The 15,131-nt window shown below is 68.3% G+C and carries 12 protein-coding genes; 4 read left to right on the plus strand and 8 right to left on the minus strand.

From position 1 onward, the window contains the following. Positions 1 to 55: 55 nt before the first annotated feature. The 8 genes from AAC944_RS24705 to AAC944_RS24740 form a co-directional block, all read right to left on the minus strand. On the minus strand, positions 56 to 868 hold the full coding sequence (locus AAC944_RS24705; RefSeq protein WP_030621017.1) for an ABC transporter ATP-binding protein: 813 nt from the start codon (positions 866 to 868) through the stop codon (positions 56 to 58). 121 nt (positions 869 to 989) lie between these two features. Then, a complete protein-coding gene (locus tag AAC944_RS24710; RefSeq protein WP_030621019.1) occupies positions 990 to 1,457 on the minus strand; it encodes an HD domain-containing protein in 468 nt (155 codons plus the stop codon). 99 nt (positions 1,458 to 1,556) lie between these two features. Then, positions 1,557 to 3,296 (minus strand): type IV secretory system conjugative DNA transfer family protein, encoded by a 1,740-nt coding sequence (locus tag AAC944_RS24715; protein WP_030621022.1) that lies wholly within the window; start codon positions 3,294 to 3,296, stop codon positions 1,557 to 1,559. A gap of 52 nt (positions 3,297 to 3,348) precedes the next feature. Continuing rightward, positions 3,349 to 4,704, minus strand: a complete 1,356-nt coding sequence (locus AAC944_RS24720) for an outer membrane protein assembly factor BamB family protein (protein WP_196943194.1) — start codon at positions 4,702 to 4,704, stop codon at positions 3,349 to 3,351. Positions 4,705 to 4,799: 95 nt separating this feature from the next. Beyond that, the gene (locus AAC944_RS24725) at positions 4,800 to 6,977 is read right to left on the minus strand and encodes a peptidoglycan DD-metalloendopeptidase family protein (RefSeq protein ID WP_030621026.1); all 2,178 of its coding nucleotides are present in this window, start codon (positions 6,975 to 6,977) and stop codon (positions 4,800 to 4,802) included. A 7-nt stretch (positions 6,978 to 6,984) separates the two neighbouring features. Further along, positions 6,985 to 7,674: a hypothetical protein gene (locus AAC944_RS24730; protein ID WP_030621028.1), complete on the minus strand. Its 690-nt coding sequence runs from the start codon at positions 7,672 to 7,674 to the stop codon at positions 6,985 to 6,987. A 224-nt stretch (positions 7,675 to 7,898) separates the two neighbouring features. After that, complete coding sequence (locus AAC944_RS24735) at positions 7,899 to 8,564, minus strand: hypothetical protein (protein ID WP_030621030.1); 666 nt, start codon at positions 8,562 to 8,564, stop codon at positions 7,899 to 7,901. 102 nt (positions 8,565 to 8,666) lie between these two features. Then, positions 8,667 to 9,260 carry a hypothetical protein gene (locus tag AAC944_RS24740; protein WP_051872178.1) on the minus strand — a complete coding sequence of 198 codons (594 nt, stop codon included), beginning with the start codon at positions 9,258 to 9,260 and terminating at the stop codon, positions 8,667 to 8,669. A 299-nt stretch (positions 9,261 to 9,559) separates the two neighbouring features. Between AAC944_RS24740 and AAC944_RS24745 the strand changes: the two genes are divergently transcribed. The 4 genes from AAC944_RS24745 to AAC944_RS24760 all read left to right on the plus strand — a co-directional run bounded on the left by AAC944_RS24745 (position 9,560) and on the right by AAC944_RS24760 (position 15,101). After that, positions 9,560 to 11,176, plus strand: a complete 1,617-nt coding sequence (locus AAC944_RS24745; protein WP_368396440.1) for a conjugal transfer protein — start codon at positions 9,560 to 9,562, stop codon at positions 11,174 to 11,176. A gap of 68 nt (positions 11,177 to 11,244) precedes the next feature. After that, the gene (locus AAC944_RS24750; protein WP_030621037.1) at positions 11,245 to 11,505 is read left to right on the plus strand and encodes a hypothetical protein; all 261 of its coding nucleotides are present in this window, start codon (positions 11,245 to 11,247) and stop codon (positions 11,503 to 11,505) included. Between the two features lie 74 nt (positions 11,506 to 11,579). Then, positions 11,580 to 12,104: a hypothetical protein gene (locus AAC944_RS24755; RefSeq protein WP_051872180.1), complete on the plus strand. Its 525-nt coding sequence runs from the start codon at positions 11,580 to 11,582 to the stop codon at positions 12,102 to 12,104. Positions 12,105 to 12,119: 15 nt separating this feature from the next. Further along, entirely contained in the window at positions 12,120 to 15,101 is a 2,982-nt protein-coding gene (locus tag AAC944_RS24760; protein WP_368396442.1) for an ATP-binding protein, read from the plus strand. The last annotated feature ends 30 nt before the right edge of the window (positions 15,102 to 15,131 follow it).

The raw sequence follows: 15,131 nt of genomic DNA on the forward strand, positions 1-15,131 counted from the left end.
GCCCGCACCCTGGTCACAGGGTGCGGGCCGGGGCACCGGGGCGACCGCATCGTGGTCAGTGGCGGCCCGAGCGGGCCAGCCAGCGGCCCTCGTGCCGGGTGACCTCGATCGGGCGGCCGAAGCAGGCGGTCATGCCGGCGTCCGTCAGCACCTCGTCCACCGGCCCCTTCGCCTGGAGGCGGCCCTCGCGCAGCAGCACCGCGTGACCGATGGCCGGCGACAGCTCCTCCAGGTGGTGGGTCACCGTGATCGTCGCCAGCTCCGGCCGGTTCAGGGCCAGTTGGTGCATGGTGTCGATCAGGTCCTCGCGGGACGGCAGGTCGAGCGCGTTGAACGGCTCGTCGAGCAGCAGCAGCGAGGGGTCGGCCATCAGCGCGCGGGCGATCAGCAGCCGGGCCCGCTGCCCGCCCGAGCACACCCCGTACGGCCGGTCCGCCAGGTCCTTGCACTCCAGCTCGGTCAGCAGCGCGTGCGCGCGCTCCCGCGTGGCCTCGTCGTACTGCTTCCACAGCGGCTGCACGGTGCCGCTGGCGCCGGTGAGGACGACGGTGTGCCCCGGAAGGTCCTGCGGTACCTTCTGCGCGCTGGAGACCAGGCCGATCGCGGCCCGCAGCTCCCGTACGTCGACCGTGCCGAGCCGGTGCCCGAGCACCTCGACGGTGCCGGTGGTGGGGAACATCAGCGCGCCGACGAGGCGGAGGATCGTGGTCTTCCCGGCACCGTTGGCGCCGAGCAGCGCCCAGTGCTCCCCGTTGCGTACGGACCAGTCGATGCCGTCGAGGATGACCTGGCCGGTGGTGATGCGGCGGACGCTCGCCCCCGAAAGGGCAGCGATCACGCGCGCCTGGGTGTCGTCCGATGGGCTCATGCGCGGCAGGTTAGCTGCATTGGGCATGTTTGTGCGGGGAGTGTCCGGCGGGTGGACGCGCGGGCACGCGGCACCCGGCCGGTCCCGCCGGCGCCCGCTCGCGCACCTCGCCGCCGGCCGCTCAGCCGGACGCCAGACCCAGCAGCGCCCGCATCCGCGCGTACTTCGCCGTCAGCCGCTCCCGGGTCGCCGGATCCAGTACCGCCAGCCGCTCCGGATCGGCGTTGTGCGCGAGGTCGGCCTCCTTGACCAGCAGCGCCCCGGGGGTGGCCAGGATGCGCGCCGCGTACTCCTCCGGCGGCTCACCGGCCCGCTTCGTGACGGCCAGGACCATGTCCTTCGTGGCCGGTGCCAGCGCCGCCTCCGCCAGCCACTCCGCCGACAGCGCGTCGTCCTCCACCGCGTCGTGCAGCCACGCCGCCGCGATCTGCTCCGCACTCCCGCCGCGCGCCCGCACCCCGGCCGCCACCGCCGCCAGATGCTCGGCGTACGGCCGCCCGGCCTTGTCGGTCTGCCCCTCGTGCGCCCGGCGCGCCAGCGCCTCGACCTCGGCCAGGGTCAGCGGCACCGTTCCCCGTGTGTCATCCATGAGGCCATTGTCTCCTTGTAGAAGCGGGCGTAGGACGGCAGAAGTGGCTGCAGTGAACCCCCAGAGGGGTGAGCCTCTTGCGTTCTGCTGACACACGGCTCATCGCGTTCCCGGGCCGTACTTCGACAGGGAGTCATTCACCTGGGCGGCGTGCGGTCCCTCCCACCAAGGGACGGTCTCGACGAGGGCCGGCCTGCTGCCCGAGGCCAGAACCAGAACCCGGCCGAGAGGCATGGAGCTCAGGTCGGAGAAGTGCAGGGCGCGCTCTTGGTGGGCGGATGGACCGATGGCGCGGGCGCGCTTGCCTGAGCGGCCGCCGAACTTGGGCCTACGCCTCGTCCCGTGGCCGGTGAGGCCGGGCTCGCCCGTGAGCCGGGAAAGATCACCGAGGAATTTGCCGGTCGGGGTGCCACCGCCGTAGACCCGTATGTTCGCCGCGGACCACAGCTTCTCCATGCCGCGTTCGCCCCAGACTGCGACGCCTTGTGACCAGGATTGCAGTAGCGCCATCAGAATGATGCCGCGCGCACCGTAGTGGGGGAACAGGTCGGGGAGGGCGCGCCAGCGGCAGATGTTGGCGACCTCGTCCAGGACGCCGATCAGCGGGACCGGGAGCCGGCCGTCGCGCTGCTCGGCCGCGTACTCCTCGGCAGCCTCGACCACCGCCACGGTCAGCGCGGTCACCAGCGGACCCGCGGAGGCCTGGCCTTCCCGGGAGAGCGCATACAGGACGCCGCCGGACCGTACGAAGTCATGCGGGTCGAACTCCGGCAGCGGAGTCCCGTCCGCCGGTGTCACCCACCTGCTGACATCGGTGCTGACCAGGAAGGAGACGATCTGCTGTGCCGTGCCGTAGATGCCACCACGTTGGTCGTCTGGAGCGGTTGTCACCCCCCGCACCTCATGCGCCGGCAGGATGTGGCCTGCGGAGCGCAGGATGCGCTCGGGCGTGTCGTCCTTGGGGTCGGACAGCCAGGTGCAGACCTGTGTGATGGGCAGCTCACCGGTGGCTGCCGCCAGCAGCAGATTGGACAACAGGGTCTGGGCCGCAGGCCCGAAGAAACCGTCGGTGTACGCGTTCGTGTCCCGCGAGCCGGACACGAAGTGGTCGGCCAGCTTGCGGGCCTTGACGATGTCGGTGACGTACGAGAGCGGGTTCCACCACCAGCCGGGCGGCTCCTGCACGACGTGCTGCGGATCGAAGACCCACACGGGACCGCGGGCGGCCCGTGGACCGCGCGTCGCATCCACGATGTCCCGTTTGTTGGAGGTGACCAGCACCGCGCCTGGCGCGTCCAAGACTGCAGGGATCGCACGCCGCGTCGTCTTGCCCCTGCGCGGTCCCCAGATGTCGATGTGCATGTCCTCGAACGATCCGTACAGCGGCTGCCCGGCGTGTACGGACCGGCCGATGGGAACACCGGGCACATCGGTCGACGTGACCGGCTGCTGGGCCGTGGTGACCGGGCTCAGGAGCGCGGGCTCGCCCGGTTCCTTGTTCTCGCCCTCGGCCGTGCCGCGTGCCACCTCATCGGTCTTCGTCCGGTCACGGGACCGCCGACGCAGGCGGTACCACAGCCCCACGGCGGCGCACGGCACCAGCAGCTCGCCGACCGCGATCGCGGTGGCCGCGTCACCGGGCCACGCGTAGTCGCCCTTCGCCAGATCGATGACGAACATCAACGGATTGCCGTCGGGGGCCGGCCCACCCGTGACAGCCGCGCCACCCTTCGCGGCCAGCCAGGCGAGGCACGAACCCATCAGGAGGCTGACGACGGCAAAGATGATCTCGGCCGTCCAGTCGTCCTCGCCCCCGGAGTTCTTCTTGTCCTCGGTCACCCGTGTGGTGTCCCTTCTTGCCTGTCGGTGTGGGAGTCAGCGGGTATCCGGGTCAGACGGTCCGGGTGGCGAGGACGAAAAACCCGCCGTCGGAACGCAGCACGGCGTATCGGCCGTCGGTCGAGAACTCGGGCAATTCTTCGATCCCGGACCGCAGGATCTTCTTGTCACGCATGTCCAGGGCGACCGACGCGCCTTCGCTCAGGTCTGCGTACAGCACGCCATTGCCGGGAAGCGCTCGCGGAGTGATGCTTTGCTCGTCCTCCGCCTGCCGCCAGAGCTCTTCGCCGGACTCGGTGTCCCAGCCCACGGCACCCTCTCCGAACTGGGTCACGGTGATCTTGCCGTCGGGGGTGGTGGCGAATGCATCGTCGTCGGTGACCGAGTTGTACTCGATGGCGGGCCCCTGGGTGATCCGATGCCCGGTTCGCGCGTCGATGAGGGTCAGAACGGAATCCGTCTTGCCGTAGGCCGACCACGCGAGGAGGGCCTTGTCCTTGTCGCCGTCCTCGAAGGCGGAGACCAAGGCACTGGTTCCCCGGTCCGCGGACAACTGCTCGCGTACCGCGGCCGGCGGCTCCAGGTCCTCCGTGCTCCACAGCATCTTGCCGGTGACGGCGTCGGTGGCCACCTGCCACTCGGAAGAGGGCTGGTAGGAACTGTCCACGGAGATGTCAATGCCCGAGCCCTGATCGAGCCGCTCGCCACCCCCGGCGAGCGGCCGGGTGTGGACCGTTCTGCCCCCGCCGATGGGGATGTGCTCGCCCCCCTCGACGACATCCCCTTCGTCGACGAGCGAGCCGCGCCGGACCGGCAGGCCCGCGTACTCCGTGTCGTCGAAGGACGAGCTGCCCAGCTGCACGCCCCGTGGGTCGTACATGGTGAAGACGGACTTCAGCGAGCTCTTCTGGAGGCCGTCGGCCGGAGTGCGGACGCGGCTGCGTACCAGCAGTGCGGGAGAACCGTCCTTCCACTCGCCGACCTGCACCACGTCCGCGGCGGCGGAGCGCTGCTCGTCCGGGCCGCCGGCAGGGTCCTCCGCGACCTTCACCTCCAGCTTCTTGCGCAGTGCCCCGGTCTTCAGGTCACGCAGGCGGACGATGAACCGACTGTCGGCGGAGTCCTCCTGCGCCGCCTCCTCGACCAGCACCGCAGAATCACCGACCGTGCAGCGCTCCTCGTCGGAGTGACCGTCGCGCACTGTCCCCGCGTACCCCGCGCACTTCCCGGCTTTCTTCGACGCCAGGCTCCAGGACGGCTTCTCGGCGAGACCGGGTATGGCCGGGCCGGTGAGTGCGGGGCCCGCCTTCCCGGTCCCGTCCCGGGGGGACGCGGCAGCGGACGGACGTGCGCCCCCCGTCCCGGTCTTCGGGCCGCCCTTCGCCTCGCCGACATCGCATCCGGTCACCAGTGTCAAGGACAGTACGAGACCGGTAATGGCCGCGCGGTGAGTCCTCTGCAAGACCACATCTCCGTTTCCTGTTGCTGGACGAGCCTGAGCGTTCAGGCTTCCTTGTGCTGGTCACCGCCGTCGGCCTCGACGGGGTCCGTCCCCTTCGGGATGGGAACGCGGTAAACGTTGGTGATCTTGTCCTGGACGTCCCAGGTGCTGAACTCCACGTTTTTGCCCGGGCGCGGCGCGTGAATGATCTTGTGGTCCTTGGGGTCCCAGACCATGGCGACATGCTCGGAGCCGCGACCGCTCGGATTGAAATAGATCAGGTCACCGGGCTGCGCCTCACTCAGTGAGATCTTGTACTTCCTGAGATGCGGCTCCTGGGAGTACGTCGTCCCGGTGATGTCGATCTTCTTGCCGCTGGCTTGGTAATACGCCCACTGGACGAAGCTGGAGCAGTCGAAGCTGGATGGGTCGTCGCCCGCCAACCGCGGCGCACCTAGGACGTACGGTGTCCCGATGCCGCGCTGGGCCCAGCCCAGCGCAGCGCGCACGACCGGATTGTCGGCGGAGGGCATCACGCCGGTCTCGCCGGCGCCGTCCGGCTCGACCTTGGGTCCCTTGGCCTGGGTAGCGCACTGCTGGTACGCCTCGTCGGTGGAGACCTGTTCCTGCTTGCCGCCCTGCCCGTCCGGCACGCTGCCGTAGTCGGGTGAAGCGGTGATCTTGCCCTGCATCCAGTCCTCCGGGTCGACCATGCCCGGTCCCGCGTCGTGACCGGCCACGAAGGGGTTGTCGACACCCGGCATCCTGACCTCCCAGTGAAGGTGCGGGCCGGTGACATTGCCGGTCGCGCCGACCTTGCCGATCAGCTGTCCGCGCTTCACCCGGTCACCCGCAGAGACGAGGATCTGGGACTGGTGCGCGTAAAGCGTCACGACGCCGTTGGCATGCTTGATATCGGTCTCGTTGCCGTATGAACCGCCGGCGCCCGCTTTGGTGACCGTGCCGTCGGCCGGTGCGTAGATCGGAGTGCCGGTACCGGCCTTGAAGTCGAGTCCGGTGTGGTAACCGAGGGACCAGTTGTTGCCCGTCTCGCGGTACTTCGTGCCGATCTGGTAGGTGCCCTTCTTCAGGGGCCACTGCCAGTTCTTTCCTGCCTCGCCCTTCGGCTCGGCGGGGGCGCGCGGGGCCATGGGAGCGGCCACCGGACGGCTGTGAGCCACGGTGGCCATCGAGAGCGACGTTGCGGAGCGTGAGCCGAACGGTGTGGTGCTCGTCGCCGCTTCGTTGCCCGCGTCACTGTCCGGGGCGGCCGCCCGGACCTGCTCCTCGTCCTCCAGCGGGGGAGTCGACCACTTCTTCCTGGGTGACGCCTTGATGGTGCTCGCGTCCGAGATCTGGACGTTGTTGTTCACCGGCTCGGGGATGTCCGACTGCTGACCCAGCGTGGGGAAGCTGGGGTTCCTCTTGACCGTCTCGGCGAGGTGCTCGTACCAGCGCTTGATGAGTTTCTTGTCGCTGAGCAGTTCACCGCGGTAGCGCTCCGCCTGGGTCAGTACCACGCGCATGTAAATGGTGTTGGTCCGCTGCGAGCCGGAGTAGTGGCGCAGAGCTTCGTACGCGTCAGACTCGGCATGCTTGGCGTGCAGGTAGTTGGCCGTGGCGAAGGCCGCGTCATCGACGTTGTAACGGTCCTTCTTGCCGTCGCCGTTGCCGTCGGCTCCATAATCCTTCCAGGCGGCGTCGCCGAACTGGAGGATGCCGCTGTAGCCATGGCCGTTGTCACCGCCCGGCGCGGCCGACTTGTCCTGGCCGAACTTGGTCTCCTGGTACATCTGTCCGGCGATGATCGTCCAGTCCAGGGACTTGTAGCGGGCCGCAGCGCGCATGGAAGCCAGGATCATGCGCGGTGGTACCTCGTAGCGGGCCGCCATGCTGGGGGCGTACATGCTGCCGGAGGGCATGATCGGCTTCGTGGCGGCAGCGGGCGATGTGTTGCCGTTGTTGGCGTTCTCCGCGTAGTCGCCGCACGCGGCGGTGGCGGCGCCGCCCACGTTGCCGAACAGTGAGGCCAGGAGGATCACGATGACGAGACCGCCGACAGCCCAGGGCCATGCACTGCCGCTACTCAATGCCGCGATGATGATCAGGAGGCGGCGCCGCCTCTTCTTCTTCTCCTCCTCGTCATTGCCGTTTCCTCCGGCCGACCGGCCGGCTTGCTTGGCAGCCTTGGCGACCTTCGCCGCCTTGGCGGCCGCGGAGAGGACCGCGGGGGCTACCACCGAATGCTCACTCCCCGCTCTCGTCGGAGGAACCGACGTTGCCCAGTCCGTAGAGATCGAAGCCGGTGACCCGCCATTCGCCGTAGCGGTAACGGGCGGTCACCAGCCAGGCATTGCTCTCCGTCTCGGTCTGTCCGTCCGCCTCGCGTTTGATGTCGACCCGCACCACAGTGGAGAGCATCTGGCCGCTGCCCTTGTTCAGGTCGTCCGACACCATGGCGTCCCGCTCGGCCACGGCCTTCGCGGTCGAGGAGCACTTGGTGTCCAGGCAGGTGTCCCACGCCTTGCCAGTGGGCAGGGAGGTGTCACGCTTCATCCGGCCGTCACCGGTGGTCAGCTGCAAAAGGGGCGGCGTCCACCGCGCCGGTGTGCTGGTGTGGTCGTACGTGTTGATACCGGCCATGTACTGGGCCATCACCTGGTGTGCCCGGCCCACTTCGGCCAGGGAGACGATGGGTGTGGGCTTGGGCTGGGCGCCCGGGTCCCCGTTCGATGCCCCGCCGTCCGTGGAGCCCGAGCCGCCGCTGGTGCTGCCCGTGGAGCCGGACGCCGCGGGACGCGGATCGCCGGATCCGGACTGCTCCGGCTCCCCGTCTCCGTCGAAGACCGTCAACACCACCAGCACGGCGATCAGGAGGAAGCCGAGCAATCCCAGGGCCAGTAGCCCTGTGCGCTTCTGCTTCTCATCCATCTCCATGGCCCCGGGCCTCCCTTGTCGTCTGCCGGTCCGGCGGTACGGGTGAGGTAACCGGGACACGGTAGGCAGGACGTGTAGCAGGAGCGCCGGAGCGTTTCCCCGGAACGGGCCGACGAGGAAACCCACGCACCCGCTGGTGACTTCGGTGAGGAAAACGGGCGGCAGGCGCGTGCCGGCAAGGGAACGGGCGGGGCCCACGGTGTCGTGGTCCCCGCCTGGGCTGCTCAGTCGACGTAATCGGTGAGGGTGCAGCCCTTGACGAGCGCCTTCTCGTTGCGGGCGCCGTTCGGCGGAGTGAAGTTCGGGAGGCAGTTCAGTTCCAGGGTGCCGAGCTCCACCAGGGCCTGCTTGTCACGGTCGCTCGCGTTGAGCTTCACCGCGAAGTTCTGGCCGACGAGGTACCGGGCGGTCGAGTTGCCCTTACCCGCACGGACATCGGCCTCCTGGCGGGCCTTGTACGCGGCCTGGAAGCGTGTCATGTCGTCGATGAGGATCAGCCGGTGGATGTCGTCCGCGTAGGACTCGCCGTAACAGACCGCGCGGTCCTTGATGGACCATGCCTTGTTCGACTTGGCGAGGGCTGCCGCAGGGTCGCCCGTACTGTCGCCGTCGATGAACTGGATATGGGTGGAGTCCGGGCCCTGGTCGACGTCCTGGCATTGGGTGGCCGTGGCAACGAGCTGCACCAGTGCGTCCATACTCGACACCTTGGTGAGACCGAGGTCCTTGCCGGGGTCGTTGCCGCTGTCCGCCTTTCCCTGCGCGCCGCCGTTCTTGCCTGCGGATGCGTCCCCGCCCTTGTTGCCCGGGTCGCTGTCCGATCCGCAGGCGGCAAGTGTGGTGAGAGAAAGCAGGGTGGCAGCAGTGGCGAGGATTCGCTTCGTACGCATGGAACAGGCTCCTTGCACAAGATGAACACAACGGGTCGTGTGGGATCACGGGTGGCGGCCCGGAAGAACGCAATGTCCGTCCCGCCGGGCCGTGATGGCGCGTCAGGCGATGAACACCCCCACCAGCAGCAGCACGACCACAACAGCGCCCATGGCGATCCGTATGGTGGGGTCCTCGCGTTCCCACAGATCGTTGACCACGGCCCAGCCCGTCATCCGGGAGACCTTGCCGCCCTTCAGCTGACCCTCGTCCTCGTCCGGGTCCTCGGTACCACTCCCGTCCGACTGGCCGCCCGGTACGGTCTCGCCGGCGTCGAGGCCGACCGGTAGGCCCTGTTGCTCCTGCGCGACGAGGACCATCTGCTCGAGCAACTCGGGAATGGTGTGCGGCGTCAAGGGATAGGTCACGGTGCCCTGCGGTGTGTCCATGCACAGCCTGGCCTGCCAAGGGTTGCCCGGCACATAACCGACCACCCGTGCGTGCTGCGCTTCAACGGTCGGCAACTGCGGCGCTTGCTGCTGGGGCACGGCGCTCTGCTGGGATGTCTGCGGCTGCGGCGCATGCTGCTGAGGAGCTTGCGGTACGTGCTGCTGCGGCGGCACGGGCTGATGCGGCCCCGGCTGCTGCGGAGCGGACTGGTCCCGACCCCATGCGCGAGGATCGGTCGGCTCGGGAGGCACGTACTGGTCGCTCAACTCTTGTCCTTCGGCACGCTCGAGGGGTCTACAGGGGCGCCGGGTGGGCACAAGCCCCCGCGCATAGTGACTGAAGGTTGTGTCAGGCGCATCGTCCGAGGACCTGCGCAACGTGCTGCGGAGGCAGCAACTTTCCTCGGAGCTTTCCTCGCGGCTGCGCGCGGTTTCCTCTCCGTTCCTGCGTGAGGACAGCTCATCGAACCTTGCGGCAGGTGTTTGTCAGACTGCTCGGGCACCTGGCTGAACCGGGGCCCGCCACAGGGCGGCTGGCGACCGAATGCGTGGGAGACATCGACTCGATGACGGACCAGAACCGCCCCGATGGCGGGTTCGGCGGAGGTCAGTACGCCGGGCAGCCCGCATCCTTCGGCAATCAGCAGCAGATGCCGCAGCAGGGGCAGCAGAATGCCCAACAGGGCGGTCAGGGTTACCCCCAGCAGCTCCAGCAGCCCTCCGACGCCGCCCGGGCCCAGGTCGCCGCAGCATGGGTGCGTAGCGCGCCGAAGGTCGGGCAGGCCGCAGTGCCGGACCTGCCGCCTCGTCAGACACAGCAGAGCGGCGGAAAAAAGAGCGACAAGGAGCGGGCCCGGGCGGCACGCAAGGCGGAATACGAGCGCAAGAAGGCCGCCCGCGAGGAAAAGAAGGCCCGGAAGAAGGGAATCACACCCGCCGCCCCCGTGACCGGTCGGTCGGCCGGAGCTCCCCATGCTGCGAGTGGGCACGCCGGCTCGAAACCTTCGGCAACCGGTGCGGCTTCGAAGTCCTTCCAGGATGCCGGAGCGGCGGCGGACGCCAGGGGGTCCGCGTTCGACGTGCCCAAGCCCGGCGGCAGGATTCCCCCCGGGCGGCGGACCCATGTCGCGTTGCGGGCCACGGCGCTGGCGACCACCTGCCTCTTCGCCCTGGGCTCCTGCGGCGTGATGGGACTGGTGGTGGGCAAGTCGGGTCAGCGGGTCGCCGAGCTGTCCAGCGGCGATGTGAAGCGGTACGGGCTGACCGAGTTCCCCACCGCCGAGGCTGCCGCCTTCGCCGAGCGGTACGCCATCGAGTGCCTGACGTTCAGCCCCCGGACCTCCGACCAGAGGCGGGCGACGCTCGCCCGGTTCCAGTCCTCCGGCGTGGACCCCGACTGCGGATGGAGCGGCGCGGGGAGCCAGAAAGCGGTCTCGGCGACCTGGGACGGCTCGGTGGAACCGCTGAAGGAATACGGCGAGCACGGCCGTTATTTCGGTGTTCAGGTCAGGCTGAGCACGGGCCAGGTCACGGCGCTGACCGTACCCGTCTACGTCAAGGACCTGAAGTCCGGTCAGGGCCTTCGCATCGCCGGCGACGCCGGCCAGATGCCGCTCCCCACCGAGGGCACACCGCCCGCCGTCGCCGAGGAGGCAGAGATCGACGAGGGACTCTCGGCGCAGCTGCAGAGCAAAGTCTTCCCCGGCTACTTCGAGGCGTGGGGTGCATCCGACGCCACCGCGATGACCAGGTTCACCACACCGGACGCCTCCGAGGCAGCGACGAGCGGTCTCCAGGGCGCACTGGAGAAGCCGTCCGTCGAGACCGTCGAGGCTGTCGTACCGCCGAGCGCGAAGGGCGACGACACCTACCACTACACGACGGACCAAGAGGTCCAGGCCCGCGCACGAGTCGTCTGGACCGACGCGCAGGGCGGCAAGGTGACCCGGGCGTACCGGGTGATCGTGGTGAACACCGAACAGGGCTGGTTCATCAAGGACGTCCGTGGTGGTGTGCTCGACCCGGAGGGCGGTCGCGCCGACGAGGACGCACCGTCCGGCGGAGCCGAGCAACCGGCCACGGGCGATTCCCAGACCGATCCGAGCGCCGATCCGGAAACGCAGTCGGGCAAGAACTCCCGGCCGCCCGCCCATTCCAAGGCCAAGGGCGACAAGAAGTCCTGACTTACGGGTGGCTGGGCCCGTGAGCAGGCCACCCGATCCACCCCAAGACGTCATGCGAGAGGACAAACATGATCATTGCTGCGCAGACCATGGACGGTTTTTTCAACAGCATCGAATCGCAGCTGCGGGCCATCGGCAGCATGGTCGCCGTCATCGCCCTGCTGATTCTCGGTATCCGGATGCTGATGTCGATGAAGAAGGGTGATGGAATGCGCGAGGCATTCCAGGGCTTCGGTCTGATCGCGGTGGCCGCTCTGATCATCGGCAGCGCCACCGGTGTCGCGCCCATGCTGATCGACATGGGTACGAAGATCGGCGGCAAGGGCTGAGCACCGGGTGGGCGCCATCCGCGTCCACCCGGCTCGTGGCACTTTCTACAGCGCATTGATGAGGGGAACAGCTAATGGCAGGGGAAGCCCCTGAGGGGATGGTCGCTTATGACCATACGGATCTGCTGAACCGCCCCAAAAAGATCTGGAACTGGGGGAACATCCCCCTCCCCGGGCTGCTGCTGCCCGCGCTGGGTGCGTCCCTGGCTTTTGGTGTGCTGTGGTTCGTACTCCTGCTCTCGCTGTCCGCAGCCCTGCCGTTCCTCGGCTTCGGAGTGGTGACCTCGATTCTGTACTTCGGTCCGCCGATCGCCGTCTATTTCGTCTGGGGCCGCCCGCTGCCGTCGGCGCTGACCCTCAGCCAGGAGCTGGTGGTCTGGGTCGACTACTGGTTGCAGCCCAAACGCCTGCAGGGTCTGAGCGCGGACCGTGAGCCGGAGGAAATGCACTGGCAGGTCATCCTCTGGAATCCCGGTTCGGCTCGCTGGCAGTCGCGGTACGCCGCTGCCCGCGCGGCAGCGTCCGCACGCGGTACCTCCTTCTCCGCAGGAACCCCTGGTCCCCGACCAGACGGCCTGCCCGACACATCCGCGGGATGACGTCCGATGTTCTTGATGATCCTTCTGCTTGCAGCGGTGGCGTTCTTCGTCATCACGCTCATCATGGCCGCTACATCCAAGGGCAAGGGGCAAGGCGGTCAGGGCAAGCGCGCGCGCACCTCTTCGTCCCGCTCCCACACCCAGGCGAAGCGCGAGGACCTGCGGCTGCCGTACCGGTACGCCGACGACATGATCTTTGTGCACGGCGATTCGGTGTGGACCGGTGTGGTGCTGCCGACTGCCATTGACGAGTACCTCAACGCCGCGGAGCTCCAGGCCATGGCGGAGAACCCGGCACGCGGCCTGCTGAACCTCGCGCGCGGCGACCGGAACGTCGAATGCCACTACCGCAAGGTCTACCAGCCGATCACCGCGCTCACCTGGGCCGAGGACCTCAACGCGGTGGCCTGGGACCCGACGGAGAACTACAAGGCGTACAACCTCCGCAAGGCTAACTACCAGGAGCGCATCGGCGCGTTGCGAGAGCGGAACATCCTGCTCATCAAGCTCGGCGCACTCAAGCGCGGCAGCAACGGTGTGATGCTCGAGAAGGACGAGCCGAAGGAGGACCTCTCCGTCCTGCGCAGTGTGCGCGGAGTGGGTGACAAGGCCGCGTCCGCAGCGACCGGAGTGTCCGAGGAGTACCTCGATCCGGCCGTTCTCGCAGAATGGACGCAGGTCGCCACCGAGGTGCACGAAAGCCTGGAGAGCATGGGCGGCGCGCCGCTCTCCCGCGAAGAGCTGGTCTGGCTCATCCGCAAGCCGCTGCACGGTGACCTGCCGGTGCCGCCCGAGCCGGTGCTCGGCAGCCGGTCCTGGGGGCCCGATCAGTTCGACCTGGTCGTGGACTTCTCCGGTGAGAACCGCAAGACGCACATTGTGCTGCACCAATATGACGAGGAGTCCGGCGAGCGGCAGACCAGCTACACCACCACGTTGGTCGCGGCGAGCTGGCCCGCCGAAACGCGCTTCCGGCAGAGCACCGCGTGGGCGCGCTATGCGGCCCAGCATGTCGACTTCCCGGTCGAGATCGACATGCGGTTCACCTTGATCCCGCACCTGAAGTTCAAGAGCCAGGCCGACAAGATCCGCGGGAACCTCGTCGACGAGATGAACGACATGGCCAACTCGGGCCGCACCCCGGACACCAAGCTCGCCCAGCAGGTAACCCGGGCACAGCATCTCTGCGAGGACATCGACGAGCACAAGATGCCCGGCATGGAGGCGCAGATCCGCTTCACGATCTCAGCGCCCGACCTGAAGGAGCTGGAGCGCCGGCGCCGCGTCCTGGAACTTCAGTTCAAGCAGGACCTCAGGGTGACGCTGCTGCGTCCGACCCGGCAGCAGTGGCGCCTGCTCCAGTCGCAACTGCCCGGGGACGCGCCGAAGCTGCCCATCGCCCCGTACCTGCGCCTGCAGGAGGTCGAGCAGCTGGGCGCGGGACTGCCGACCGCTGGCACCGAGATCGGTGACAACCCGGAGCACCGTTCGGGCAGGCGTCTGGGCTGGGTCGGCAATCTCGTCGGCTGGGCTGGGAAGATGCCCGTCCACTACTCACTGCACGTCGGGCCTGCCCGCAATGACGGTGGTGGGCTGGCGATCGTGGGTGCCTCCGGCGGTGGCAAGTCGTCGCTCGCCCTGCAGAAGTTCTACGAGGAGTCCGAGTCCGGCGTCCGCTGCCTGGTCATCGACCCCAAGACGGACTTTGCGCAGATGTGCTACTATCTCGCCTTCGGGGCGCAGGTGAACGACCCGGGTTTCACGGCCGATGCCGAAGCCGGCATCCTCGGCACCCCGCAGAGCCGCTTCCAGCCCATTAACCGGGAGTTCTGGGACGAGACGGAGGTCGTCGACCTCCTCAAGGGCCAAGCCGGCGTGCTCGACCCCTGGGTCATCGCGCGCGATGTGGCCTCGGGACGGTTGCTCGCCGAGAGCATGCTGCGTGGATTCCTGGGTGACGAGGACTACCAGCGCGTGCGGCTCCCGGTCATCGAGGCGATGGCCACGGTGGTCGGCTGGTACAACTCCGCTGTCCGGCAGGCCGTGGAGCAGGGCTACAACCCTCGCGACGCGGAGCGGCAGGTGCCCCGGCCCACACTGTGGCAAGTCGTCGACGAGGTGGTCCGCGCCTACGAGCGTGCCGTTGCGGCCGACGACCGAGAGGCGATCAAGGACCTCAAGCTCGCGCAGATGCTGCTCACCGAGCTGCGGACGCTGCCCTACGCCCGGCTGGCCTTTGCCGAGAAGCCGATGCCGCTGTCCAACATGCGCAAGCGCCGTACGGTCATCACGCTGCGTGGCTACCAGTCTCCTGCGGCCTCCGACCCGCGGAACTGGAACCCGGCGGAGCGGTTGGCGGCGACCGCACTAATGGGCGTCGTGGAACTGGGCAGCCAGATGCTGGACGTCGGTTACGAGAAGAACCCGGTGACCGGCGAGGTGGGCCTGCGACCGAAGTCGCTGTTCGTGGACGAGGCCTATGTCGTCACGGCCACCGATAGCGGCCGAGACCTCATCCGCCGGGCGCTGAAGCAGGGCCGTTCGTATCTGGCGGTCATCGTCCTGATCACACAGCAGGCCATCGACCTGGTGCAGATCGAGGACTCCGAGGCACGCAGTGGTGGCGCCAACCAGATCCACACCGTGTTCGCGTTCAAGCAGAAGTCCGCTCAGGAGGCCGCGCTGGTGGCTCCGCTGCTGGGGCGGTCCGAGGAAGACCCGAAGGTCATCGGTGCCCTTCAGGAGCTGCGGACAGGCGTCTGTCTTCAGCGGGACGTCGACAAGCGTGTCGGCACGGTCGCGGTGGACCTGGTCTTCAAGGAGATCCTCGCGGCGACCGACACCAACGGCACGACCCGGCCCACCCGGCAGAGTGTCGATCCGCCACTGAGTGTGTGGGACTGGACGTTCATGCAGGAAGCCGCGGAGCCGAAGGAAGCCGCGGCGGAAGCCGCCTCTACGGAGGCGGAAACGGCCTGGGCCGGCGCGGTGGGGTGATGCGCGGCGGTGCGGCGGCCATGCCCGCTC

It is taken from the genome of Streptomyces sclerotialus (genome assembly GCF_040907265.1).
Classification (GTDB): Bacteria; Actinomycetota; Actinomycetes; order Streptomycetales; family Streptomycetaceae; genus Streptomyces; species Streptomyces sclerotialus.